Genomic DNA, 25,029 nt, shown 5'->3' with positions numbered 1-25,029 from the left:
TGGTCCTCTCCGGGATGGGTCTCTCCGGGCGCTCACCGACGTCGCGACGAGGCGCCGGGGTCAGCGGTGTCGTAGGAGCCGTGCGGCGGCCGCGGCACCGCCACCGGCGGCGCCCAGCACGATGGCGGTACCGGCACCGTACTTCGCCGCCTTGCGCGCTGTCCGGAAGTCGTACATCTCCCATCCGCGGACCTTGGCGACGTCGCGCAGGTCGGTGTCGGGGTTGATGGCGACGGCCTTGCCCACGAGCGACAGCATCGGGACGTCGTTGTGCGAATCCGAGTACGCGGTACAGCGTTTGAGGTTGAGGCCCTCGCGGATGGCGAGTGCGCGCACCGCGTGGGCCTTGCCGGGCCCGTGCAGGATGTCGCCGACGAGACGCCCGGTGAACACGCCGTCGACGCTTTCGGCGACCGTGCCCAACGCACCCGTGAGTCCGAGACGGTCGGCGATGGTCTGCGCGAGTTCGACCGGCGTCGCGGTCACCAGCCACACCTGCTGACCGGCGTCGAGGTGGCGTTGCGCGAGAGCGCGCGTGCCCGGCCAGATCTTGTCCGCGATGTAGTCGTCGAAGATCTCCTCGCCGAGTTCGGCGAGCTCCGAGGTCTGGCGTCCGGCGATGAACGAGAGTGCCTTCTCCCGGCCCTCGGCGACATCGCGGGCGTTCTCCTTGCCGGTGATCCGGAACTTCGCCTGGGTCCACGCGAAATCCATGATGTCGCCGTAGGTGAAGTACTTGCGGGCGGCGAGGCCTCGAGCGAAGTGCACGATCGACGCGCCCTGGACGAGGGTGTTGTCGACGTCGAAGAACGCGGCCGCGGTCAGATCGCGCGGGGGTTCGCCGGGCTCGATGTCGGACGGTTCGCGCAGCCGGAGCGAGTCGACCGCGGCTTTCGCGCTCGCCTCGCCGGCGAGGGTCTGACGGAGTTCGTGGGCGGTCTGGCGGAAGCGGCCGGTCGCCGCGCTGGCCCGCTGGGAGATCCACGTGGTGACCCGGTGGGTCTCGTCGTCGGCGGCGATGTCGTGGAGTTCGGCGTCCTCGTCGAAGTCGTCGTCGAACTCGATGCGTGCTGCCTGCGACTCCCAGTCGTCGCCGGTGTCGAGCGGGGTGGCGCCGGAGTCGGCCGGTGCGGAGCTTCGCGCCGCGGGGGTTTCGGGACCGGATGCGCCGGGCACAGGGGTGTCGGAGGAGTTGTCGGGTCGTTCGTCTCCCGGGCCCGGGGTGTTGCCCACTGCCCACCTCCCACGTCGCTTCTGGCGCCAGCACTGCCTGCGCGGTCCAGCCTAGCGGCCACCCACGACGATCAGCGTCGCCGCGGGGCCGTTGCGGCGCGCCCGGGCCGTGGTTCTCGTCACCGGGCCGGGGTCGCGTCGGCGGGGGAGCGGAGCGCTGCGAGTATGGACCTCATGACCGTGGAACTGCTGACCCGTGAGGGATGCCAGATGTGCGCGACCGCCCGTCGTGACCTGACGCGGATCTGTGGCGAGCTGGGGGTGGAGTTCACCGAGGTCGACGTCGACCGGGCCGCGGCCGACGGCCGTCCCGAGATCCGTGCGGAGTTCGGGGACCGGCTGCCGGTGGTGTTGCTCGAGGGTGACGAGCACAGCTACTGGGAGGTCGACGAGCCCCGGCTGCGTGCCGACCTCACGCGTCAGGGCTGAACCGGCGGTCCGGCCCCGATCCGCCATCGCGGAGAAACGGTGGTGTTTAACACAGCTCCGCGAATCATGAGGGCCATGTGAAGAGATTCACAGAGGGTAATATCCTCGATGGATCGTGCTGTGCGTAGGGGAGTGGAGGTGAGCGTGGGCGCCGATCGTCAGAAGTCCGGCGACGCCGACCCTCCCGCGTCTGCGCTGCCGCCGCCCGCCGCCACGGTGGCCACCGACATCCCGGCTCCCACAGTGGCCCGGCTGGCCACATATCTGCATGTCCTGCGCTCTTTCAGCCAGCGCGGCGTCCTGGTGGCCTCCAGCGGCGAACTGGCCACCGCGGCCGGGGTGAACCCCGCCATCCTCCGCAAGGACCTCTCCTATGTCGCCGCGAACGGCGTCCGCGGCGTCGGATATGACGTCGGTCGTCTCACCGCGCGCATCTCGATGACCTTGCACACCGACAGCATCCACACGGTCGCACTGGCCGGGGCCGGCCAGCTCGGACGCGCTCTGCTCGCCCACACCGGCTTCGGTCGCGGCTTCCGGGTGGCCGCGATGTTCGACGCCGATCCGGCTCTCACGGGCACATCGCTGGAGGTCGGCGGCCCGCGGATCGCCCCGCTCACCGACATCGCGGCGGTCTGCGCCGAGGTCGAGCCCGCGGTGGAGATCGGGGTCGTGGCCACCGCCGACGACGACGCCCGGCCGGCCTTCGACGCCTTCGTCGGGGCAGGTGTGCGGCAAGTGCTCAACGTCACCCCGGTGGCGCTGACGACGGAGGCGGATGTCGTCGTCAGACAAGTTGATCTAGCCTTGGAGCTACAGGTGTTGACGTTCCAGGCCTCTCGTGGCAGTGCACAGGCCCCACGGAACGACCTCAAGATCTCCTCACGCAGCGACGTCGGTGCGCCTCGCGAGGTGAAGGCGGCCGACGGACGCCACGGAAAAGCAATGGGTGAAGAAACGGTGACAGCGTGAGTGTTCTGTTGTTCGGGGTGTCGCACCGCAGTGCGCCCGTCGAGGTGCTGGAGCGGTTGACGGTCTCCGACCACGACCGTCCGAAGCTGGTCGACGAGTTGCTGTCGTCACGGGCGATCTCCGAGGCCATGGTCGTCTCGACATGCAATCGCGTCGAGATCTACGCGGTCGTCGACGCCTTCCACCCGGCCCTCGAGGCGGTCGGCGAGGTTCTCGGCGACCACTCCGGCATGACCGTCAACGAGATGACCCGGCACGCCTACGTGCGCTACTCCGAGGCCGCCGTCGAACATCTCTTCACCGTCGCCGCCGGTCTCGACTCGCTCGTCGTCGGCGAGCAGCAGATCCTCGGCCAGATCCGCAACGCCTACCTGAGCGCGGACGCCAACGACTCGGCCGGCCGCGTCCTGCACGAGCTCGCCCAGCAGGCATTGCGCGTGGGCAAGCGGGTGCACACCGAGACCGGCATCGACCGTGCCGGCGCATCGGTCGTGTCCGTGGCCCTGCACCGCGCCAAGTCCCTCCTCACCGACCCCGCGACCGGGGCGCACCGGCTGCGCACCGCGGTGGTGGTCGGCGCCGGCGCCATGGGTGGCCTCGCGACCGCCCAGCTGGCCCGTGAGGGCGTCACGGAGATGTCCGTGGTCAATCGCACGGTCGAGAACGCCCGCCACCTGGCCGACAACATCGCCGCCAACCACGGGATCACCGTGCACGGGGTGGGACTCGACGACCTGCCGGCCGCGATGGCCGCCGCCGACGTCGTGGTCAGCTGTACCGGCTCGATCGGCTCCGTGGTGAGCGTGGGTGCGGTGCATTCGGCTCTCGCCGAGCGAAACCGCAACGGCGAGTCGACCCCGATGGTCATCTGCGACCTCGGACTCCCGCGGAACGTCGATCCGGCCGCGGCCCGCCTGCCCGGCGTGCACGTCGTCGACATCGAGGGTCTGCGCGGCCACTCCGAGACCCAGGCCGCGGAGAACGACACCCTCGCGGCCCGGTCCATCGTCGCCGCCGAGCTCGCCGACTACCTGACCCACCAGCGCCAGGCCGAGGTCACCCCGACCGTCGCTGCTCTCCGCCAGCGCGCCGCCGATGTCGTCGAAGCCGAGATCCTGCGCCTCGAGACCCGGCTCCCGGACCTCGAGAACAACCAGCGCGACGAGGTCGCCAAGACCGTCCGCCGCGTCGTCGACAAGCTGTTGCACGCACCGACGGTGCGGGTGAAGCAGCTGGCGTCGACGCCCAACGGCGATCACTACGCGGAGGCCCTGCGCGAATTGTTCGAGCTCAAACCAGGTGCGGCCGAGTCGGTTTCGGCGCCCGATCGACTGGGGACCACCGACTCGACCGGCGAGCAGGGTGACCGATGAGTGAAACCCGGACCGCGCCGATCCGTATCGGTACGCGGGGTTCGCTACTGGCCACCACCCAATCCCAGACGATCGCCGACGCACTCACCGCCGCCGGCCACCCGGCCGAACTGGTGATCATCAAGACCGCCGGTGACGCCTCGGCCGCACCGGTCGCCGAGATCGGCGTCGGCGTCTTCACCACCGCCATCCGCGTCGCGCTCCGCGACGACGAGGTCGACGTCGCCGTGCACTCCTACAAGGATCTCCCCACGGCCCCCGAGGACGACCTGACGATCGCGGCCGTCCCGACCCGCGTGGACCCGCGAGACGCGCTGGTCAGCCGGGACGATCTGGTGCTCGGGGAATTGCCGCCGGGATCGGTGATCGGCACCTCGGCCCCCCGGCGGGCGGCACAGCTTAAGGCATTGGGTCTCGGTTTGGAAATCCGCCCCCTAAGAGGCAACCTAGATTCTCGGTTGGGCAAAGTCGCCAGCGGCGAACTCGACGCAGTCGTGGTCGCCCGCGCCGGCCTCGTGCGGATCGGACGGACCGAAGTGGTCTCCGAAGCGCTCGATCCGGTCGTCATGCTGCCGGCTCCGGCGCAGGGTGCTCTCGCTGTGGAGTGCCGCTCAGACGATGCCGAACTGGTGAGAATACTCGCCGAGTTGGACGACAAGTCCACCCGGGCGGCCATCGATGCCGAACGGGCAGTACTCGCGGCCCTGGAGGCCGGGTGTACTGCGCCGGTCGGAGCGATCGCCGAGGTGGTCGAATCGATCGACGAGGACGGGCGCATCTTCGCCGAACTGTCGCTTCGTGCGGCGGTGGCGGCCGAGGACGGATCCGATGTGATCCGCGCTTCGGCGGTGGGTCCGGTCGATCGTGCCGTCCAACTTGGTAAAGATCTTGCCGCCGAACTGCTGGAGCTGGGAGCGGGCGAACTCGTCAACTCTCCCTAGCAGAGAAAGAACTGCAGCCCTCGACGCGAGGGCAGGAGAGTGCGAACCCATGAGCCGTACGAAGAAGGCAAATCCCGGACGGATCCTGTTCGTGGGGTCGGGTCCAGGTGACCCAGACCTGCTCACCGTGCGGGCACGCACCGTGATCATCAACGCGACCACGGCCTACATCGATCCCGATGTCCCGGCCGCCGTGGTGTCGCTGATCGGCAGCGCGCACCGCGAAGAACCCGCACCGAACACCCGCCGGTCGACCAAGAAGGCCGACAAGACGGCGGAAGACAAAGCCGACGGCAGCGATGCGGCGGACACCGCGGCCGCCGCGGATGCATCCGCGGCGGAGGCGGACAAGGCCGACGAGGAGTCGGTGGTGCGCCCGGCGCTCGGTGACCCGACCGAGGTCGCCAAGACCCTCGTGGCCGCCGCCCGCAACGGCGACGACGTGGTCCGCGTCGTCGCCGGTGATCCGCTCACCACCGACTCGGTGCTCGCCGAGGTCAACGCCGTGGCGCGTCACTCGGTCACCTTCGAGGTGCTGCCGGGCCTGCCCGCCGCCTCGGTCGTACCGAGTTACGCCGGCATGCCGCTGGGTTCGACGCACACCGAGGCCGACGTGCGCGGTGAGGTCGACTGGGCCGCCCTGGCCGCGGCGCCCGGCCCGCTGGTCCTGCACGCCACGTCCGGCCACCTGGCCGAGACGGCCAGCGCGCTGACCGAGCACGGGATGGCGCCGCAGACCCCGGCGGCGATCACCATCAACGGCACCACGTGTGCACAGCGCACCATCGAGGCCACTCTCGCGACACTGAACGAGCAGGGCAACGCCCTGACCGGCCCGCTGGTCGTGACCGTCGGCAAGGTCGTGGGTTCCCGCAGCAGGCTCTCCTGGTGGGAGTCGCGGTCGCTCTACGGCTGGACCGTGCTGGTGCCGCGTACCAAGGACCAGGCCGGCGACATGAGCGACCGCCTCGTCAGTCACGGCGCGATCCCCAAGGAAGTGCCCACGATCGCCGTCGAGCCCCCGCGCAGTCCGGCGCAGATGGAGCGCGCGGTCAAGGGACTCGTCGACGGCCGCTACCAGTGGGTGGTGTTCACCTCCACCAATTCGGTCCGCGCCGTGTGGGAGAAGTTCGCCGAGTTCGGTCTCGACGCCCGCGCCTTCTCCGGCGTCAAGATCGCCTGTGTCGGCGAGGCCACCGCGGACAAGGTGCGGTCGTTCGGCATCAACCCCGAACTCGTGCCGTCGGGTGAGCAGAGCTCGCTGGGTCTGCTCGACGAGTTCCCGCCGTACGACGACGTCTTCGACCCGGTGAACCGAATCCTGCTGCCGCGGGCCGACATCGCCACCGAGACCCTCTCCGAGGGACTGCGTGACCGCGGTTGGGAGATCGACGACGTGACGGCGTACCGCACCGTGCGCGCCGCGCCGCCGCCCGCCGAGACCCGCGAGATGATCAAGACCGGCGGCTTCGACGCGGTCTGCTTCACCTCGAGCTCGACGGTCCGCAACCTCGTCGGCATCGCCGGAAAACCGCACGCCCGCACCATCGTTGCGTGCATCGGTCCCAAGACCGCCGAGACCGCAACGGAATTCGGTCTGCGCGTGGACGTGCAGCCGGAGAACGCGTCGGTTCTCGAACTGGTCGACGCGCTCGCCGAGCACGCCGCCCGGCTCCGCGCCGAGGGCGCACTGCCCCCGCCGCGCAAGAAGTCCCGTCGATCGCGTTCGTGACGTGCCCTGCTCCCTGAGGTGCGAGGAGCGATAGCGACGAGCCTCGAAGGGCTAGTGAGACGAAGGAGACGCCATGCCACCCGTCATCCGGCCCCGCCGGCTGCGCACCACACCGGCGATGCGTCGGCTGGTCGCCGAGACCACCCTCGCGCCACGGCAACTCGTGTTGCCGATGTTCGTCGCCGACGGCATCGACGAGCCGAAGCCGATCTCGTCGATGCCCGGCGTCGTCCAGCACACTCTTGCCTCGCTGCGCACTGCCGCGGCCGAGGCCGTCGAGGCCGGTGTCGGCGGGCTGATGCTGTTCGGCGTGCCGCGTGCGGAGGACAAGGATGCGACGGGCTCGGGTGCCGATGCGGACGACGGAATCCTCAACCGTGCCCTGCGCGCGCTGACCGACGACCTCGGTGACTCGACGGTCCTCATGGCCGACACCTGTCTCGACGAGTTCACCGATCACGGGCACTGCGGTGTCCTCGACGGTCGCGGGCGCGTCGACAACGACGTGACCCTCGACCGCTACGTGTCGATGTCGCTGGCACAGGCCCGCGCCGGTGCCCGGTTCCTGGGGCCGAGCGGGATGATGGACGGCCAGGTCGCCGTCATCCGCGAGGCACTCGACGCCGAGGGCTTCACCGACACCGGAATCCTGGCCTACTCGGCCAAGTACGCGTCGGCCTTCTACGGTCCGTTCCGCGAGGCGGTCGGCTCCTCGTTGCAGGGGGACCGGCGGACCTACCAGCAGGACGCGGCCAACCGGATCGAGTCGTTGCGGGAGGTGCGCCTCGACCTCGAGGAGGGCGCCGACATGGTGATGGTCAAGCCCGCGATGAGTTACCTCGACATCGTGCGCGACGTCGCCGAGATGAGCGACGTCCCCGTCGCCGCATATCAGATCAGCGGCGAGTATGCGATGATCACGGCCGCCGCCGAACGGGGCTGGATCGACCGCGACGCCGCGATCATGGAATCGCTGACCTCGATCCGTCGTGCCGGCGCGTCGGTCATCCTGACCTACTGGGCCACCGAGGTCGCGAACCGGCTCTCCTGAGCTGACCGCGGCGGCCTCCGGGACGCGTGCACGGGACCGGGGTCGCCTCCGATTAGGCTGGTGCCATGTCCGCACCGTTCGACCCGATGCGCGCCTCGTCCGAGGCCGATGCGCACCAGCGCCCGACGATCCCGGATTCGATCTCGATCGCCGTCGAACTGTGGGTGGTGGTCGTCGTCGGACAGATCGTCGCGCTGTTCGCCCAGACCGGCACCTTCGTCGACATGGTCCGCGACCAGATCCGCGCCAACCCGCAAGAGGGTGTCTCCGCGGACCAGCTGCAGTTCATGACGTCGTCGGGTTTCGTCGTCGGCGTCCTCGTCGCGATGTCGGTCTTCCTGACCGCGATCACCGCGCTGGTCGTGTGGTTCACGCGCAAGGGCTACAACTGGGCCCGCATCGTGCTGGGGGCGATGGGCGTCTACATCGTCGTCAACCTGGTCTTCTCGCTGTTCGGCGACACCGAGCCGGCGTGGGCGATGGTGCCGCTGGTCATCAGCGGTGTCGCCGCACTGGGCGCGACGGTGTTGTTGATGCGGGGTGACTCCGAGAAGTACTGCCGGCGCATGGCGGAGGAACGCAAGCCGCGGCCCGTCCCGCCCGCCGCGGCGCCGTACCCGTACGGCCAGAACCCGTATGGCCAGAATCCGTACGGCCAGAATCCGTATGGCAGCAATCCGTATCCGTCACCCCACGAGCCGACACCGAACCCGTACGGGTCTGCGTCAGAGCCGGGGACGCAGTCCGCGGGCACACCGTATGGTGACAATTCACCCGGCGACGCGGCTCGCGGTGGAACACCCGACCTCCGCAAACCCGAGACCCCCGACCCCGACAGCGAAGGACCGAAGAAGCAGTGACAAGTCCCGACCCGGCGCAGCGTCCGAAACTCGTCGTCTGGGCCTACCGGTGCTGGGTGGTGTCGGGAGCGCTCCTGGCCGTCCTCGGTGTCCTCGTGGTGATCCTGTCCGCGATCGACGACTCCGGGTCGATGTCTTCGGCGACGCTCGGCGCCCTCGTCCTGATCGTCGGCGTCGCCTACATCCTGCTCGGCAGCAAGGCCTTCACCGGTGACGCGCGCTGGCGGTCGTCGCTGTCGGCCCTGACACTCGTCGTCGTCGCGATGCTGCTGTTCCTCAGTGTCGGTTTCGGATCGCCGGTGTTCGCCCTGGCGTTGCTGGCGGCCATCATCGGCCTGTTCGGCTCGCTGCTGGCCTACCGGCCGGACTCGGAGACCTGGTACACCGGCAAGGCCCCCGAACCCAAGAAGCAGCGCACGCCGCGCAAGAAGAAGCCGTGACCGACGAGACCCCCGACCCGGCCGACGGGGTCGATCCGGTCGAACCCGAACCGGCTGCACCCCAACCGGAAGTGGACCCGGGCGAGGTTCTCTTCTACGAACCCGGCGGCAGCAGGTTGGTGGTCCTCATCGGGCCGGTGCTCGTCCTCGCCGTCCTGATCATGGAGATCGCCGGGCCCGGGCAGGTGCACTGGCCGGTCCTGATCATCTTCCTGGTGATCCTGTTCGGCTTTTCGCTCGTCCAGGTGACCGCGGCACGACGCCACGTCAGCGTCGAACTCACCGAGACGACGCTGCGTCAGGGCGCGGTGACGACGCCGCTCGCCGACATCGAGAAGATCTACCCGGCCAACAACTCCCCGACACCCGAAGACTGGGAGAGCGCTCCGGCGCTCGGCGAACTCCACGGCGTGCCGCGGCGTCGTAAGGGGGTGGGGGTGCGGCTCACCTCCGGCAATCTGGCCCAGGCATGGGCCCGCGACGTCGAGGTGTTCCGCAGTGAACTCACGCAGGCGCACGCCGCCGTACGGAGGGGACTACCGCCCTCCACCAGGAAGAGCAAGTCCACCGAGAGCGACGAATCCCGGAAGACCGATCCGGAAGAACCCGAGAAGAAGGATCAGGACACCACCGAGTGACGGCCCTTGCGGCTGTCGCGGTAGGCGCGCCGGCGCAGGTCGCCCAGCCACGACGGCGCGAACTCGACACCGTCGGGACGATGCAGGATCGGATCGAAGTCGATGTCGAGCCCGGTGAGGACGTGGTCGAGTTCGATGCGGGCCAGGGGTACGAACCGTTTGAACCCGGCTTCGAGGATGATGACGACCGGCCGTTTGGTGCGCAGGCAGGCGGCGAGATCCTCGACGTCCAGACCCGACGGCCCGGTCGGCTCGATGATGCGGGCACGAATCCAGTAGAGCTCGCCGTCGTAGCGGTAGGGAGTCAGGCTCGAGACGGCGGTAGGGGCCCAGTGCGTGGCCGGCAGCGGCACCGGTAGACGACCCGACAGCGGTGCGGGGCCGGCCATCAGCAGGTCCCACGCGCCGGACGCGGCGTCGCCGGTGACGGTCGGGGTCGGCGCATCGGCGGGGGCGTTCGTCGGGGCCACGGCGGGGAACCGCACGGCCACACCGACGATGTCGGGCAGACCGCCAGGGGTGCCGATCCCCTTCGACAGGCGGACCGTCACCGGGCCGGAACGGAACGGCAGTGGGTGGTCGCCGGACACCGAAGCCTGACCCCCGCAGAGCAGACCGTCCGGATGGAACACGCGGGCGTGCCGCAGAGCGCCGAGCCAGCGGAACGGCGTGGTGATGAGGTCGGGCAGGTCAGGCATGGCACCTCCGTAGATGAAGCGGCACCGCCGGTGGCATGACAGGGCCGCGAACCCCTCGGGAGTCCGCGGCCTGCCACATCGACGACGGGTTTCTAGCCGGTCGGATCAGGATCGACGGCGTCCTTGATCTTGCCGATGACACCCTTCTCAGTGCCGAACTGCGGCTTCTGCGGGTCTCCCATGGCGCCATCGTAGGTCGCGTAGAGCTTCGGATCCGGCGGCGGACCGGATTGGCGGTCGCCGAGCGGTTGCGGATCGGCGAGGAACTTGAACTCGTGCTTTCCGTCAGGGGTGGGACCACTGGCCCCCAGCCGCCCTTGTCGGCGTCCGCGCCGTCCGACAGGTGCCACAGCGTGCTGGCATGCTCGCTGTACTCCTCGTCGAACAGGTCGTCCGGGGCGATGGTGCCCTCGAGGCCGTCGGCCTTGAGTTCCTCGATGGCCTTCAGCCACAGATTCTGGTGGTAGGTGTCGCGGGCCAGGTTGAACCGCAGCATGTCCTTCACCCCCGGGTCGTCGGTCATGTGCCACAGGCGGGCGGTCTGCACGCGCCCCTGCGCCTCGGCGGTGACATTGGCGTGGAAGTCGGCGAGCAGGTTGCCGCTGTGGACGATGTAACCGGCATTCCACGGCACGCCGTTGCTGTCGGCGAGGCGCGGTCCGCCGCCGGAGAAGACGGCCTGGGTGGGATCGGAGCCACCGAGCACCGCGGCGACCACGGGATCACCGAGCGCATTCGCGGTGGAGTCGGTGACCGGTGCGCCCTCGTTGAGGCGCGCGACCATCGTGGCGATCATCTCGACATGGCCGATCTCCTCGGTCGCGATGTCCATGATGAGGTCCTTGTACTTGCCCTTCACGCTGTTTGACGGTGGTCGGCGACGGCATCGCGACGTGTGCGCCGCCGGTCTGCGGGCAGCATCGATCGCACACCGGCTGCATGGTGCCGGCGGGATGCGGGTGTCGACGAACGTGCTTTGAGCCCAGGGAGTTTCGCGGTCTTGACCGTCGATGCAACACGGGGCGACATCCCTGGACGCGTCGCAGCGGGTGGTTTCACAGCGGCGTCGAGGCAGTAGTGCCCGAGTTGTGCTCTTTCCAAACACGAGCGCACAGAAGACTGCGCCCGGCCTGAGCGATACAGGCCGGGCGCAGTGGTCAGATGAATTCCCGGTCGGGTCAGCCGTTCACGAGCATCGGTGCGCGGAGAAGTTCCTCGGGGACACCGAAGGCGTCGACCAGCGACCGTGCGTGCGGGCGGAGTTCCTGACAAAGCTCGTTCACGCCGCGCCGGACCGCCTTCGCACGCTCCACCGAGATGTGCCGGTGCATCATGAACCACGACAGGTCGGCTTCGAGGGCGGAGTACACGAACAGGTCGCACACCTTGCCCAACAGTTCTGCGGCGGAACGGGAATCGCAGTTCTCGATCGCCTCGACGAAGGCCTCGAGCACCACTCGCTCGATGTGGGCGTGCCCGACCTTCAGCAGGTGGTCCTGCGCGTTGTTGAAGACGTCGAAGGCGTCGTTGTCGTCGTCGAGTGCCCGCCGCAGGCGCTGCGCACAGGTGCGGACGAGGTGGTCCTCACGGTTGCGGAACAGCCGGATCTGCGTGCTCCGGTCGGTGAGTGCCGACTTCTCGGTGTCCTCGTCGGAACTGTCGAGCAGTGTCTGCACCACCTGGCGGACGGCGGTCTTCTCGGCCACCACGTCGCGCGCCATCCCGGCGATGAAGCGGACCCAGCCGCCCGCCGAAAGACCTTGCACATCATCGGAATACGACGAGAGGAGTTCCTTGGCGATGAGCTGCATCATGATCGTGTTGTCGCCCTCGAAGGTGGTGAACACGTCGATGTCGCCGCGGATGATCGAGAGCTGGTTCTCGTCCAGGTATCCCGCGCCGCCGCAGGCCTCACGACTGACGTTGATCGAATGCGAGGCATGCCAGGTCGCGTAGGCCTTGAGGCCCGCGGCCTGTCCCTCCAGCTGGCGCTGGCGTCCGGCGTCGGAGTCGTCGGGTGCCACCGATTGGACGTCGTGCAGTTCGGCGACGATCTCGTTCTGGGCGAAGGCGATCGCGTAGGACTTGGCGATGAGCGGCAACAACTTTCGCTGGTGGCCGAGGTAGTCCAGAACGGTGATCTCGTCGGTGGCCTCCGGCGCCTCGAACTGCTTGCGGATCAGGCCGTACCGGGTTGCGAGTGTCAGCGCTTTGCGACCGGCGGCACCCGCGGTCGCGGCCACGCTCACGCGTCCGCGGATCAGCGTGCCGAGCATGGTGAAGAAGCGACGGTTGATGTTCTCGATCGGCGAGCTGTAGCTGCCGTCCTCGGCGACGTCGGCGTAGCGGTTGAGGAGGTTCTCCGCCGGTATGCGCACGTTGTCGAACATGATGCGACCGTTGTCGACGCCGTCGAGACCGCCCTTGTAGCCGCAGTCGCTGGTGGTGACGCCGGGTAGGTCGTTGCCGTCCTCGTCGCGGATCGGTACGACGAAGCAGTGCACGCCTCGACCCTCCGGCTCCTCGCCGGGTCCGCCGGTGATGAGCTGGGCGAAGACCGCGGCGAACCGGGCGTGCTCGGCCGCCCCGCCGATGTAGTCCTTGCGCGACGACGGGGTGGGGGAGTGGATCACGAACTCGCGGGTGTCGCGGTCGTAGGTGGCGGTGGTCTCGATGGCTTGCACGTTGGAGCCGTGACCGGTCTCGGTCATCGCGAAGCAGCCCAGGATGTCCAGGTCGATGATGCCCGGCACGTACTTGTCGTGGTGGCGCTTGGTGCCGAGGTTCTCGACCGCACCACCGAACAGACCCCACTGCACGCCGGCCTTCACCATCAGCGACAGATCCGCGTAGCCGAGCATCTCGATCGCGGTGATCGAGGCGCCGATGTCGCCGGTGCCGCCGTGATCGGCGGCGAATCCGGCGGCGGCGAAACCCTGCGACGCCAGCTCGCGCATAACCTCGAGGGTGTGGGCGCGTGCCTCCTCCAGCGTGCGGGAGGGATCGGGGAGCAGGTCGGCGCGGTTGGAGTTCGCGCGGACGGTTTCCCTCGTGGCCCGCCACCGGCCGTCGAGGACGAACCGGAGGTTGTCGACGAGTAGCGCGCGCTCGTCGGCGGACAGGTCGTCGTCGGGGGAGACACCGGCCGGGGTGACCGGATCGTCGACGGTCGGTTCCTTGGCGATCGGGGTGCGCCCAGATGAGGTGGGACTCGACGGGGTGGGACTCTCGGTGGGAGTTGCCATGAATCCACCGTACGTAGTGCGCAGGCCTCCGTCCCACCTTTTGTGGTGCCCACTACGGGCTCGGGGAGTGCACCAATCCGGTCACGGTGTCGGCATCGAACCCCCACTTCGGAGGGTGCAGGCATTTCGATGTGATCGGTACCTTGGATCGCCGTCGCACGTATGGACCGTCACAATCTCCCGGTCCTGCCACACGGTCGCGAGAAAACGGAGGAACGATGTCGGTCTCCACCCAGGATGTGTCCGCGACGGGCACGGGCCCCTTGACCACGGAATGGGACGGGGCCAACCGCTCCGAGATGAGCCCGCTGCGCTTCCTGGAACGTTCGGCGGCGGTGTTCCCCGACCGCGCCGCCATCCTCTACGGGCAGCGCCGGCACACCTACGCGGAGTTTGCCGACCACGTCCAGCGGCTCGCCCGGGTGCTCGCGTCGAAGATCAAGCCCGGTGACCGCGTGGCCTACCTGGCACCGAACATCCCCGAGATGCTGATCGCGCACTATGCGGTGCCGCTCGCCGGTGGCGTCCTCGTCGCTCTCAACTCGCGTCTCGCCGGACCCGAGCTGGTCTACATCCTCGACCACGCCGGGGCCAAGGCCCTCTACTTCGACGCGGAGTTCCGCGACACCGTCTCCGCCATCATCGACCAGGTGCCGGAGGTCGAGACGGTCATCGAGATCGCCGACCCCGAGTTCGGCGTGACCCCCGGTCCGGTCGCCGACGCCGGCATCGACGGACTCGTCTCCTACGACGACCACCTGGCCGCGGCCGACAAACTCGATCCGACGCCGATCCCATGGACGGTCGACGACGAGAACGCGATCATCTCGATCAATTACACGTCGGGGACCACAGGTAAGCCCAAGGGCGTCATGTACACCCACCGGGGTGCGTACCTGAACTCCTTCGGCGAGACGTTCCACAACCAGTTCACCGGATCGTCGCGCTACCTGTGGACGTTGCCGATGTTCCACTGCAACGGCTGGTGCACGCCGTGGGCGGTGACCCACGCCGGCGCCACGCACGTCTGCCTACGTGCCGTACGCGCGGACGCGATCTGGGACGCGATCGACGATCTCGGCGTCACCCACATGTGCGGTGCGCCGACGGTCTGCACGACCATAGTCGGCTCGCCGCGGGCACATCGGCTCGACCGGCCGCTGCACATCACCACCGCCGGAGCACCCCCGTCGCCGACCGTGATCGGCGCACTCGAGGCGATCGGCGTGACCGTCGTCCACGTCTACGGCCTCACCGAGGTGTACGGCCCGTACACCATCTGCGAATACCAAGATGCTTGGAGCGCACTGGAACCCGGTGATCGTGCGGCCAAGCTCTCCCGCCAGGGCGTGGGTATGGTGCAGGCCGAGACCGCCCGTGTCGTCGTCGCCGATCAGGTTCCGCTGGTCGACGTCCCGGCCGACGGCGAGACCATGGGCGAGATCGTGCTGCGCGGCAACAACGTGATGGCCGGATACTTTCGTGACGAGGACGAGACCCGAAAGGCGTTCGCGGGCGGCTGGTTTCACACCGGCGACCTCGGCGTCATGCACCCCGACGGCTACATCCAGCTCCGCGACCGCGCCAAGGACATCATCATCTCCGGCGGCGAGAACATCTCGACGATCGAGGTCGAGCAGGCCTTGGTGAGCCACGTCGCCGTCGTCGACGTCGCCGTCATCGGTGTCGAGGACGAGAAGTGGGGCGAGCGGCCCCGCGCCTACGTCCTGCTGCACCCCGGGGCGACGCTGACCGGTGAGGAGCTCATCGAGCACGGCCGTCGCCTGCTCGCCGGTTACAAGGTGCCGCGCGACATCGTCTTCGCGCACGACCTGCCGCGCACCCCCACCGGCAAGGTCTTGAAAGGCGAGCTCCGTGCACAAGCCCGCGCTGAATGAGGCTTGCCGGTGGGGTGCGCCCGTGTCCGCGTACATGTGGTGATACTTGACCCATGTCAGTTGCCGATGTCGACAGCACGAGCTTCCGCATGCTCGTCGTCGCCGAGTCGATCCGGCTGTTCAGCGAGCACGGCTACGAGTCGACGACGGTCGAGCAGATCGCGTCGGCCGCCGGGATGTCGCGCCGCACGTTCTTCCGCCAGTTCGGGTCCAAGGAAGACGTGATCTTCGCCGATCACGAGTCCTTGCTGGCGCAGGTCGACGAGACCCTGGCGAGCTACGACGGCGACCCGTGGTCGGCGGTGTGCGCGGCCGCCGAGGTCGTCTTCAGTCACTTCCGGCGCGACCGCGACCTGGCCGTCCGACGTGCCCAGGTGGTGCAGGAGGTGCCGGCGCTGCGCGACCGCGAGCTCGTCACCACCTACCGCTATCAGGGCGCCTTCGAAGAGTTCCTGCGCCGGAGGCTGCCCGACGAGCCGCCGGTCCGCATCGTCGCCTACGTCGCGGCGATCACCGGCACGCACAACTACCTGCTCCGCCAGATGATCCGCGGCGATATCGACGCCACGCTCGATCGTCTGCGGCGTGAGCTCGCCCGGGTGGCGGTGGCACTCGGTGCCGATGTCGACCGTCCCGACGCCGTGACCGGCGACGACGCGTCGCATCAGGTCACCGTGGTGACTTATCCGGCCGGCACGTCGCCGGACGAGGTGGCCCGTCGCGTAGCCGATGAGCTGCGGAAAGCCTGACCGGGTCGGTCAGGTTCGGGACAACAACGGAACCGGCGAGGACAATCGGTGACGTGGGTCGCATTCCTACGGTGCCGTGGTGCGTTGACATGGCACTGAGTGCCGTGATGCACTGGTCAATAACCACCAATTTGGCACCCCGTGCCGTTAGGAGTTGTCATGGGTTTCGGAAATCCCGACTTCGACGTCTTCCAGCTTCCGGAGGAGCACGTCGCTCTGCGTGAGGCGATCCGCGCGCTCTCCGAGAAGGAGATCGAGCCGCACGCCGCAGACGTCGATGAGAACTCGCGCTTCCCGCAGGAGGCCCTCGACGCGCTCGTCGCGTCGGGCTTCAACGCCATCCACGTGCCCGAGGAATACGACGGTCAGGGCGCTGATTCGGTCGCGGCCTGCATCGTCATCGAAGAGGTCGCCCGCGTGTGCGCCTCGTCGTCGCTGATCCCGGCCGTCAACAAGCTCGGCACCATGGGCCTGATCCTCCAGGGTTCGGACGAGCTCAAGCAGCAGGTGCTCCCGGGCATCGCCTCCGGTGAGGCCATGGCCTCCTACGCGCTGTCCGAGCGCGAGGCCGGTTCCGACGCCGCCGGCATGAAGACCCGGGCCCGCAAGGACGGCAACAACTGGGTCCTCAACGGCTCCAAGTGCTGGATCACCAACGGCGGCAAGTCCACCTGGTACACCGTGATGGCCGTGACCGACCCGGAGAAGAAGGCCAACGGCATCTCCGCGTTCATGGTCCACAAGGACGACCCCGGCTTCACCGTCGGCCCGCTGGAGAAGAAGCTCGGCATCAAGGGTTCGCCCACCGCCGAGCTGTACTTCGAGGACTGCACCATCCCGCTCGACCGCATCATCGGCGACGAGGGCACCGGCTTCAAGACCGCCCTGCAGACCCTCGACCACACCCGCCCGACCATCGGCGCGCAGGCCGTCGGTATCGCGCAGGGCGCGCTCGACAAGGCCATCGAATACGTCAAGGACCGCAAGCAGTTCGGGAAGCCGATCAGCTCGTTCCAGGGCGTCGAGTTCATGATCGCCGACATGGCGATGAAGGTCGAGGCCGCGCGTCTCATGGTCTACACCTCGGCCGCTCGCGCGGAGCGCAACGAGAAGAACCTCGGCTTCATCAGCGCTGCGTCGAAGTGCTTCGCCTCCGACGTCGCCATGGAGGTCACCACCGACGCCGTCCAGCTCTTCGGCGGCGCCGGCTACACCCGCGACTTCCCGGTCGAACGCATGATGCGCGACGCCAAGATCACCCAGATCTACGAGGGCACCAACCAGATCCAGCGTGTCGTCATGAGCCGCGCGTTGTTGCGCTGAGCGCGCACGCCGGTGGTTGAGCCGTGTCTCGCTGGTTGAGCCGCGTCTCGCTGGTTGAGCCGGTGACGAGCGCAGCGAGGAGCCGTGTCGAAGCCACTGGCAACGAGTTTCGTCGTGGCGCTCAGACACCAGATGTCAGGCGGCATCCGGAGCTTCGTCGCGGAGTTCTCTGACACCGCCTTCGAGCTGCGCCAGGTAGGCAACCGGATCGGCGCTGTACGCCCGGTTCTGTTCCTCGCAGCGGGCGAGTAGGGCTTGCCGCTCGGCGCGAAGCCGGGCGGTCCGCGCGCTGTGGACGGAGATGAGCTTCGACGCGATGAAGACGAGCAGCGCGAATGCACCGATGGCGACCAAGACGTACCAGAACTTCACGACGAACCAGATCAGTCCCATGACGGCGAGACCACCCATGACAACAGCGGTGTCGTCGCCCTGCTTCTTCTTGGCCATCTCGGTTCCTCAGGTCGTCCCGTCTCTCGGCAGCACCGTAGAAGTGGATGCCTGGCCTCACTGTAGGAAGCTGCTCCGACAAACTGGAACGAGCAGACGTGCCTCTCGTCGGGTACCGACCGAGTTCTAGAGTCTCCTCGTGTCTGAAACCTCGGCTACCCGCGGTCACCTGTTCGTACTGCACGGCAGGATCGAGAACTTCGACTACGAAGCCGCCCTGATCCCGACCGACCACCGCTTCCACGTGACGCCGCAGTGGCCGGCGTCGGTCACCGGCGACCTCGACCGCGCGCGTCCGGCGAACTGGCCCAGCGAGTGCGGGAGAAGTGGCACCGGAGATGCGGTGTGGTTCATCAGCGTTGCCGATGAGCAGCTCCTGACGGATCACGAGCTCGTCGGCCGCGTGAACAGTGCGCTGCGTGAGATCGCCGAAGCGGATGTGCCGACACCCGACAGGCGGGTGGTGAGACGGGTGGCGTTGCCAGTGCTGGGCATCGGCGCGGGCGGACTCGGCGGACGCCGGGGAGCCATCCTCGGCGCCCTGCTCGACACTCTCCGCAGCGCGGCCTTCGAACTCGGTCTCGACATTCTCCTGGTGACGTCCGACCCCGCCGTGTTCAGCGCGGCCCAGCACGCACGCCGAGACCTCGGTGGTCGCGGATCGCGGCATTGGGAACTCGACCCCGCTGAACTCGACGAAGCGAAGCGGCTCGGCGGCCTCGCAGCCGACGGACACCTGGCCCTCTTCCTCGGCGCGGGCGTGAGCATGGCTGCGGGACTGCCCAGCTGGGGAACACTGCTGACGACGCTGGGCGAGCGAGTCGGTGAACTCCCGGACGACTTCGCGGAGCTCGGCAGTCTCGACCAGGCGCAGTATCTCGCCGCCAGGCTCGGCGCCGAGCAGCTGAATGAAGCGGTCAGCAAGAGCATCGGCAAGCGGCGGAAGGTCGCGCTCGCGCACGCATTGCTGGCGGGGATGGGCTGTCGGGAGGCCGTGACCACCAACTATGACGACCTGTACGAGGTCGCGGTCGAGGCCACCGGCCGCCCGCGCCCGACGATCATGCCGTGGCAGGCAGTCGACCGCCGGCGGCCATGGCTGCTCAAGCTTCACGGTGACATCGACAGAGCCAAGAGCATCGTGCTGACACGCCGGGACTTCGTGCTGTTCGACGCCCGGTCACGGCCGGCCGGTTCGCTGCTCCAAGCGCTGCTGCTGACCAAGCACGTCCTCATCGTCGGCGCCTCGCTCGCCGACGACAACGTGATCCGCTTGGCGATGGAGGTCGACGAGTACCTTCAGCAGAGCGAGGATAGGACCGAACAGGGCACCTTCGTCGACGTGTCCGGTGTCGAGGCGCGGAAGCGATTGTGGACAGCTCAATTTCGGTGGTTTGTATGTGAGGGGGCCTCGTCGGCGCATCGAGTCCGCCGGATGGAGGTGTTCCTCGACGCTGTCGCCGCGTACGCGGCGAGCGATGCGCCGTGGTTGTTGGATCAGCGGTTCGACGGACTGCTGACAGAGCGAGACCGTGACGTTGTCGTCCAGGCCCGGCGGCTCGGCGCCGCAGCAGACCAAGCTTCGGGTCTCCTCGCGCCGATGCGTCGTGCTCTTCGTGCACTCGGTGGGGCGTAGGGCTGATCGTCGCGCCGCGCTGGCGTCAACGGGAGGACGAATACCGCTAGTGCGTTTTTGTGACGCGCGACGAAGTCGCCGTGAAGGCCGTGCCGTCCGCGTCCGGCTGCCCCGGTGCCATACGACTGATCAATTGATCCGGCTGTCATATCCCTCCCCTGTCAGTCATCCCCAGTAGGGTCGAATGGGTTTGGTGACGATGTGATTGAAGGAGGATGGTCGTATGGACGCCTTCGGTGTCCTCGACGAGGTCCTGGGTGACTATGAAAGCTTCGTCAAGGGTTTCCTGGAGATCAAGGACGATCAGGTCCGCGACCGGGTCGAGAAGGAGATCGAAGACGGCCTGCTCTGGCCCGAACCGTGGCTCGCCCTGAATCCAGCCTTCGAGCCCGGCGGCACGGTGGACGCGTTGGTCGAGCGCGGTCTCCTGCACGCTGACGCGAGCACGGTGTTTCGGGCCCGCACCGAGCACGATCCCGTGGGCGCCGAGATCACCTTCCACCGGCACCAGACCGATGCCTTCGAGATAGCCGCCCGTCATGAGTCCTATGTGCTGACGACCGGAACTGGCTCAGGCAAGTCGATGGCCTATATCGTTCCGATCGTCGACCGCGTTCTTCGGGAGGGCTCCGGCAAGGGTGTGCGTGCCATCATCGTGTACCCGATGAATGCTCTGGCCAACAGTCAGCACAACGAGTTGGAGAAGTTCCTCGGCAAGGTGAACCAGAAGGTCACCTTCCGTCGATACACGGGTCAGGAGAAGAAGGACGAGCGGGAGCAGATTCTCGCCTCGCCCCCGGACATTCTCCTGACCAACTACGTGATGCTCGAACTGATGCTTACCCGCCCACGTGAGCGCCAGGCGCTGATCAACAGCGCGGAGAATTTGTCGTTTCTCGTGTTGGACGAGTTGCACACCTACCGGGGTCGGCAGGGTGCCGACGTTTCCATGCTGGTGAGACGGTTGCGTGGTGCGGTCAGCTCGACTGCGATCCAGTGCATCGGGACGAGCGCGACGCTGGCCGGCCCGGGAACCCACAGCGAGCAACGCCGGCAGGTGGCAGAACTCGCGACTCGCATCTTTGGTGTCGAGATCCCCGCGGCAAACGTCGTGGGGGAGACCCTGCGTCGCGCGACAGAGGGCGAAGCTGATCCCGCCGTGCTCGAGGCACGACTGGGAGCGCCAGCCCCGGAGAGCTGGGAGGAGCTGCGACGTGATGCTCTGGCGATCTGGACCGAGGGTAAGTTCGGCCTGCACACGACCGAAGACGGCACGCTGGCCCGTCGGCGCCCGGTGAAGCTGAGCGACGCAGCCGCAGAGCTCGCTGAGGAGACCGGGGCGGAGGAGCGGGTCTGCCGTGTCAAGCTGCAGGAATTGCTTCTCGCCGGCTCACGTGCGCGGGACACACGTGGCCGTGCGCTGTTTGCATTCAAGCTCCACCAGTTCATCGGCAAAGGTGACACCGTCTACACCACGCTGGAGACGCCGGCCACTCGGTTCCTCACGACGCAGTATCAGCGGAGCGCACCGAACCGTCCGACGGGACAGCCGCTCTACCCGCTGGCATTCTGCCGTGAGTGTGGCCAGGATTTTCTTGTCGTCGGTCTGGAACGCGGTGGAGAGAAGTTCAGTCCGAGGATCCTCAACTCCGATCTCGGTGAACAGCCCGAGGCCGAGGGTTTGCTGTACCTCCCGGATGGACCGTGGCCAGATGCTTCCGATCGGGCACTTCTCGAACTCGTTCCCGAAGACTGGGTCGTATCCAGTGGATCCGGTGACGTCCTGGACAAGGTCCGCCGCACACGCCTGCCGGAGCCCTATCGCGTCGACGAATACGGCACCATCACTGACGACGGGTTGCCTGTGGCGTTCTTCAGGCGACTCGACTTCTGCCCTTCCTGTAAGACCAGCTATGAGAGCACCCGCACCTCGGAGTTCTCGCGGGTCGCGAGCCTCGGTACCGAAGGCCGCGCCAGCGCGGTCACCGTGCTGTCGCAGTCGGTGGTGAGGGCGCTTCGCGGAGAGTTCGATCTCGACCCTGAGGCCCGAAAGTTCCTGGCGTTCAGCGATAACCGTCAGGACGCGAGTCTTCAGGCCGGCCATTTCAACGATTTCGTGCTCGTCGCATTGATACGCTCGGCGCTCTATCGAGCGGCGCGGGAGCACGAAAAGGACGATCCGGACGAGCCGTTGACCGACGAGGTGCTCGGACCGAAGGTCGTGAAGGCACTCCGGGGGGACACTCTCAAGTTCTTCGCACGCGATGAGGACACCGCCGATGAACCCCTCCCACGCAAGCGCATTGCCCGCGCTCTGCGAGACGTCGTGACATACCGGTTGTGGGCTGATCTCAAACGCGGATGGCGCATCACCATGCCCAACCTGGAACAGACGGGGCAACTCCGCCTCACCTACGACGGTATCGAATCGCTCGCCGCCGACGACGAGAAATGGTCGACCTGCGGGGAGCCGCTCAGTAGCGCGGCCGCCACCACCAGATCGGAGCTTATGCACGTTCTCCTCGATGAGTTGAGGCGAAACCTGTGCATCGAGACGGAGTTCTTGACCGAGGAAAAGTTCGATGCGGTTCGGCGGACGAGCAGGCAGTGGCTGAAGGATCCGTGGGCCATAGCCGACGAGACGGGAACCTACAGCGGAACCGCCTACCCGGGAAGTCGGCCCAAGACTGCCGGAGCTGGCGCTGATCTCTTCATCTCCGGTTTGGGTGCATACGGTCGGTGGCTGCGAAGGCCCCAGCGATTCCCTGGATTCGACCACGCCATCAGGCCAAAAGATGCCCTGGCCCTGATCGAGTGCCTCATGAAGATGATGGCAACTGCAGGGATTCTGGTGAGAGTCGAGAATCCTCGGCGTCCCACCGGATACCGGGTCAGGTCGGACCTCATTCAGTGGTTGCCGGGGACCGGTCAGTACCGGGCGCCAGATCCGATCCGGGGCAACCAGACACAAGGCCGGGTCAATCCCTACTTTCGTGACCTGTACATCAAGACTGCTCAAGCTTTGGTCGGCCTCGAAGCGCGCGAACACACCGCGCAGGTAGAACCCTCGAAGCGCCAGGATCGGGAGAAAGAGTTCAGCGAAGCCGCGCTGCCCGTCCTCTACTGTTCCCCCACGATGGAACTCGGTGTCGACATCAAGAGCCTCAATGTGGTGGGCATGCGGAATGTCCCGCCCACGCCGGCCAACTACGCGCAGCGCTCGGGTCGCGCGGGCCGGTCGGGTCAACCTGCGATTGCAGTGACCTACTGTGCAACCGGAAACGCTCATGACGCGTACTACTTCCGCCGTAGTCAGGACATGGTGGCCGGCGCTGTTGCGCCTCCGCGGCTGGAACTGGGCAACCAGGATCTTGTGCGGGCGCACGCCCACTCGATCTGGCTCGTGAAGTGCGGCCTGGACCTCAAGGCGAGCATGGTCGACCTTCTCGATATCGACCAGCCCGGTCAGCCGCTTCGCGCAGAAGTGCTGTCCTCGATCGTCGCCGAGAAGAGCCGTACTGCGGCCGTCGCGGCGATCACCCAGGTGCTCGCAGCGTCAGATGAGGTCACTTCTGCGCCCTGGTGGACCGAGAAGTGGGTCGCTGCCACCGTCGCCGAAGCGCCCAAGCGGTTTGATCGCGCCGCCGACCGCTGGCGCAGCCTCTATCGCGAAGCACAGAACGAACTCGACGTGGCCAACCAGACCCTCAAGACCATCGGCGCATCCGAGGCATCGAAGCTGCGTGCTCGTGGCCGTATCTCTGAGGCGCGTGCCGCACTCGATCTACTCAAGGGCCAAGTCGACGACGTCTTGCAAGGCGACTTCTACACCTACCGCTACTTCGCATCCGAGGGCTTCCTACCCGGGTATTCCTTTCCGCGGCTCCCGCTGTCGGCGTTCATCCCGGCAGAACGACGGACACGCAACGGTGAAGGCGACTTCATCCAGCGCCCGCGGTTCATGGCGATCAGTGAGTTCGGGCCGGGGGCATTCATCTATCACGAGGGTGCCCGCTATCAGGTCGACCGCGTGAGTCTGCCCGCACGGGAGGACGGCAGCGGCGTCAACATCACCGAGATCAAACGGTGCAACCTCTGCGGTTATCTCCATGAGACCAGCGACGTGGATCTCTGCCAGCACTGCGGTGGCGGCTCTCTCGACACGATGACCAGCATGATGCGACTGCTGTCTGTCAAGACCCGCCGGCGTGACCGCATCAGTGCCGACGAGGAAGAACGACAACGCGCCGGGCACGAGATCGTCACGACCATTCGCTTTGTGCCGCACGGGGTCCGGGCCGGGCAGTTGACCAGTAGCGTGTCCGTGAACGACCGTGAGCTCGCCACGATGACGTACGGCGATACAGCTCTCATCCGGCGCATGAACGTGGGACTGCGCCGGCGAAAGGACAAGGACACTCGTGGGCACGTACTCGACACCGTCGAGGGCCGCTGGTGTGGTGAGGCCGACCTCGCCAAGAACGAGCACGGGGAGGTCCCTCGGTATCAGCGTGTGGTTCCCTATGTTGAGGACCACCGCAACGCGCTGCTCCTTCATCTTGATCCCTCCGTCCCCGCCGAGGTGCGTATGGCGGCCATGTACGCCCTCAAGCGGGGGATCGAGGCCATCTACCAGCTGGAGAGCAGTGAACTCGCGGTCGAGTCACTGCCGAGCAACACCGGTGACCATGCGTGGTCGCGGCTACTGTTCTTCGAGGCTGCCGAAGGCGGTGCCGGAGTGTTGCGTCGGCTCGCAACCGAGGACGGTGAGCTCCGGGCGGTCGCCCGAAAAGCGATCGAGATCCTGCATTTCGACCCGGACACCGGCAACGACCTGCGCCGCGCCCCGCACGCTGTCGAGGACTGTGCCCAAGCGTGCTACGACTGCCTCCTGTCCTACAGCAATCAATGGGACCACCAGCGGTTGGACCGGCACTGCGTCCTGCCACTCCTGCAGGAGCTCGCCGTCGCAGGCGTCGCCGTCGGTGCCGGCGGGGAGGACCGGGATTCGCAGCTCGAACGTCTCACGGCGGCATGCGACAGCGAACTGGAGAAAAAGTTCCTCGTCCTGCTCGACGACCGGGGCTATCGGCTACCCGACGATGCTCAGCGAATTGTCGAAGGCTATTACGTACGACCCGATTTCACCTACCACGCCGACGGTATGGATGTTGCGGTGTTCATCGACGGACCGGTCCATGACGACGCACATCAACAGGGCCGAGATGAACAGCAGCGAAGGCAACTGGAGGACGAGGCGGGCTGGCTGGTGCTGGAGTTCGGTTACGCCGACGCCGCCGACGGTTGGTTGCAAATCATCGAAGAGAACATCTCGATCTTCGGGAAGGCAAAGGGATAGGC

General features: G+C 67.3%; 18 protein-coding genes and 1 pseudogene. 14 read left to right on the top strand and 5 right to left on the bottom strand.

Translation table 11 applies throughout. The features are described from left to right. Positions 1-60: 60 nt before the first annotated feature. The gene (locus tag C5O27_RS00260) at positions 61-1,233 is read right to left on the bottom strand and encodes an HAD family hydrolase (RefSeq protein WP_127961588.1); all 1,173 of its coding nucleotides are present in this window, start codon (positions 1,231-1,233) and stop codon (positions 61-63) included. A gap of 174 nt (positions 1,234-1,407) precedes the next feature. On the opposite strand from C5O27_RS00260, the gene C5O27_RS00255 reads away from it, so the two are divergent. The 9 genes from C5O27_RS00255 (at position 1,408) to C5O27_RS00215 (ending at position 9,669) form a co-directional block, all read left to right on the top strand. Beyond that, positions 1,408-1,662, top strand: coding sequence for a glutaredoxin family protein (locus C5O27_RS00255; protein ID WP_006358537.1), 255 nt, complete (start codon positions 1,408-1,410; stop codon positions 1,660-1,662). A gap of 144 nt (positions 1,663-1,806) precedes the next feature. Continuing rightward, positions 1,807-2,634 carry a redox-sensing transcriptional repressor Rex gene (locus C5O27_RS00250; protein WP_006358538.1) on the top strand — a complete coding sequence of 276 codons (828 nt, stop codon included), beginning with the start codon at positions 1,807-1,809 and terminating at the stop codon, positions 2,632-2,634. Beyond that, the gene (locus tag C5O27_RS00245; RefSeq protein ID WP_006358539.1) at positions 2,631-4,007 is read left to right on the top strand and encodes a glutamyl-tRNA reductase; all 1,377 of its coding nucleotides are present in this window, start codon (positions 2,631-2,633) and stop codon (positions 4,005-4,007) included. Before C5O27_RS00250 ends, C5O27_RS00245 begins: the two co-directional genes overlap by 4 nt. After that, positions 4,004-4,948 carry a hydroxymethylbilane synthase gene (gene hemC, locus C5O27_RS00240; protein WP_006358540.1) on the top strand — a complete coding sequence of 315 codons (945 nt, stop codon included), beginning with the start codon at positions 4,004-4,006 and terminating at the stop codon, positions 4,946-4,948. The genes C5O27_RS00245 and hemC overlap by 4 nt, the downstream gene beginning before the upstream one ends. A 49-nt stretch (positions 4,949-4,997) precedes the next feature. Continuing rightward, on the top strand, positions 4,998-6,680 hold the full coding sequence (locus C5O27_RS00235; RefSeq protein WP_127961587.1) for a bifunctional uroporphyrinogen-III C-methyltransferase/uroporphyrinogen-III synthase: 1,683 nt from the start codon (positions 4,998-5,000) through the stop codon (positions 6,678-6,680). A gap of 73 nt (positions 6,681-6,753) precedes the next feature. Next, positions 6,754-7,731: a porphobilinogen synthase gene (hemB, locus tag C5O27_RS00230; protein WP_127961586.1), complete on the top strand. Its 978-nt coding sequence runs from the start codon at positions 6,754-6,756 to the stop codon at positions 7,729-7,731. 65 nt (positions 7,732-7,796) lie between these two features. Beyond that, complete coding sequence (locus C5O27_RS00225; RefSeq protein ID WP_127961585.1) at positions 7,797-8,591, top strand: Bax inhibitor 1 family protein; 795 nt, start codon at positions 7,797-7,799, stop codon at positions 8,589-8,591. Continuing rightward, positions 8,588-9,031 carry a hypothetical protein gene (locus C5O27_RS00220; RefSeq protein WP_127961584.1) on the top strand — a complete coding sequence of 148 codons (444 nt, stop codon included), beginning with the start codon at positions 8,588-8,590 and terminating at the stop codon, positions 9,029-9,031. Before C5O27_RS00225 ends, C5O27_RS00220 begins: the two co-directional genes overlap by 4 nt. Then, a complete protein-coding gene (locus tag C5O27_RS00215) occupies positions 9,028-9,669 on the top strand; it encodes a DUF3093 domain-containing protein (protein WP_127961583.1) in 642 nt (213 codons plus the stop codon). The genes C5O27_RS00220 and C5O27_RS00215 overlap by 4 nt, the downstream gene beginning before the upstream one ends. Here the strand turns inward: C5O27_RS00215 and C5O27_RS00210 are convergent. The 3 genes and pseudogenes from C5O27_RS00210 to C5O27_RS00200 all read right to left on the bottom strand — a co-directional run bounded on the left by C5O27_RS00210 (position 9,651) and on the right by C5O27_RS00200 (position 13,612). Continuing rightward, entirely contained in the window at positions 9,651-10,367 is a 717-nt protein-coding gene (locus tag C5O27_RS00210) for a hypothetical protein (protein ID WP_127961582.1), read from the bottom strand. The genes C5O27_RS00215 and C5O27_RS00210 overlap by 19 nt on opposite strands. 92 nt (positions 10,368-10,459) lie before the next feature. Continuing rightward, positions 10,460-11,226, bottom strand: a pseudogene (locus C5O27_RS00205) (manganese catalase family protein); the annotation flags it as partial. Positions 11,227-11,545: 319 nt separating this feature from the next. Next, on the bottom strand, positions 11,546-13,612 hold the full coding sequence (locus C5O27_RS00200) for an acyl-CoA dehydrogenase family protein (RefSeq protein ID WP_127961581.1): 2,067 nt from the start codon (positions 13,610-13,612) through the stop codon (positions 11,546-11,548). Between the two features lie 218 nt (positions 13,613-13,830). Here C5O27_RS00200 and C5O27_RS00195 point away from each other — a divergent pair, with 218 nt between their 5' ends. The 3 genes from C5O27_RS00195 to C5O27_RS00185 all read left to right on the top strand — a co-directional run bounded on the left by C5O27_RS00195 (position 13,831) and on the right by C5O27_RS00185 (position 17,582). Further along, positions 13,831-15,510, top strand: a complete 1,680-nt coding sequence (locus C5O27_RS00195) for an AMP-binding protein (RefSeq protein ID WP_127961580.1) — start codon at positions 13,831-13,833, stop codon at positions 15,508-15,510. A gap of 53 nt (positions 15,511-15,563) precedes the next feature. Next, positions 15,564-16,259 carry a TetR family transcriptional regulator gene (locus tag C5O27_RS00190; RefSeq protein ID WP_127961579.1) on the top strand — a complete coding sequence of 232 codons (696 nt, stop codon included), beginning with the start codon at positions 15,564-15,566 and terminating at the stop codon, positions 16,257-16,259. 159 nt (positions 16,260-16,418) lie between these two features. Continuing rightward, positions 16,419-17,582: an acyl-CoA dehydrogenase gene (locus C5O27_RS00185; RefSeq protein ID WP_127961578.1), complete on the top strand. Its 1,164-nt coding sequence runs from the start codon at positions 16,419-16,421 to the stop codon at positions 17,580-17,582. Between the two features lie 135 nt (positions 17,583-17,717). Here C5O27_RS00185 and C5O27_RS00180 read toward each other — a convergent pair whose 3' ends face one another. After that, positions 17,718-18,032: a hypothetical protein gene (locus C5O27_RS00180; RefSeq protein ID WP_127961577.1), complete on the bottom strand. Its 315-nt coding sequence runs from the start codon at positions 18,030-18,032 to the stop codon at positions 17,718-17,720. Between the two features lie 139 nt (positions 18,033-18,171). Between C5O27_RS00180 and C5O27_RS00175 the strand changes: the two genes are divergently transcribed. Both C5O27_RS00175 and C5O27_RS00170 read left to right on the top strand, forming a co-directional pair. After that, positions 18,172-19,668, top strand: a complete 1,497-nt coding sequence (locus C5O27_RS00175; RefSeq protein ID WP_127961576.1) for an SIR2 family protein — start codon at positions 18,172-18,174, stop codon at positions 19,666-19,668. A 223-nt stretch (positions 19,669-19,891) separates the two neighbouring features. Beyond that, complete coding sequence (locus C5O27_RS00170; protein WP_127961575.1) at positions 19,892-25,027, top strand: DEAD/DEAH box helicase; 5,136 nt, start codon at positions 19,892-19,894, stop codon at positions 25,025-25,027. The last annotated feature ends 2 nt before the right edge of the window (positions 25,028-25,029 follow it).

The sequence above is a fragment of the Gordonia alkanivorans genome, assembly GCF_004011905.1.
Lineage (GTDB): Bacteria > Actinomycetota > Actinomycetes > Mycobacteriales > Mycobacteriaceae > Gordonia > Gordonia alkanivorans.
Note: the sequence above shows the minus strand (reverse complement) of the source record. Positions and strands in the feature narration are given on the sequence as shown.

Coding starts and splice junctions, on each gene's coding strand:
- C5O27_RS00255 (WP_006358537.1), top strand. CDS start 1,408: ATGACCGTGGAACTGCTGACCCGTGAGGGATGCCAGATGTGCGCGACC.
- hemC (WP_006358540.1), top strand. CDS start 4,004: ATGAGTGAAACCCGGACCGCGCCGATCCGTATCGGTACGCGGGGTTCG.
- C5O27_RS00235 (WP_127961587.1), top strand. CDS start 4,998: ATGAGCCGTACGAAGAAGGCAAATCCCGGACGGATCCTGTTCGTGGGG.
- hemB (WP_127961586.1), top strand. CDS start 6,754: ATGCCACCCGTCATCCGGCCCCGCCGGCTGCGCACCACACCGGCGATG.
- C5O27_RS00225 (WP_127961585.1), top strand. CDS start 7,797: ATGTCCGCACCGTTCGACCCGATGCGCGCCTCGTCCGAGGCCGATGCG.
- C5O27_RS00210 (WP_127961582.1), bottom strand. CDS start 10,367: ATGCCTGACCTGCCCGACCTCATCACCACGCCGTTCCGCTGGCTCGGC.
- C5O27_RS00200 (WP_127961581.1), bottom strand. CDS start 13,612: ATGGCAACTCCCACCGAGAGTCCCACCCCGTCGAGTCCCACCTCATCT.
- C5O27_RS00195 (WP_127961580.1), top strand. CDS start 13,831: ATGTCGGTCTCCACCCAGGATGTGTCCGCGACGGGCACGGGCCCCTTG.
- C5O27_RS00190 (WP_127961579.1), top strand. CDS start 15,564: ATGTCAGTTGCCGATGTCGACAGCACGAGCTTCCGCATGCTCGTCGTC.
- C5O27_RS00185 (WP_127961578.1), top strand. CDS start 16,419: ATGGGTTTCGGAAATCCCGACTTCGACGTCTTCCAGCTTCCGGAGGAG.
- C5O27_RS00180 (WP_127961577.1), bottom strand. CDS start 18,032: ATGGCCAAGAAGAAGCAGGGCGACGACACCGCTGTTGTCATGGGTGGT.
- C5O27_RS00170 (WP_127961575.1), top strand. CDS start 19,892: ATGGACGCCTTCGGTGTCCTCGACGAGGTCCTGGGTGACTATGAAAGC.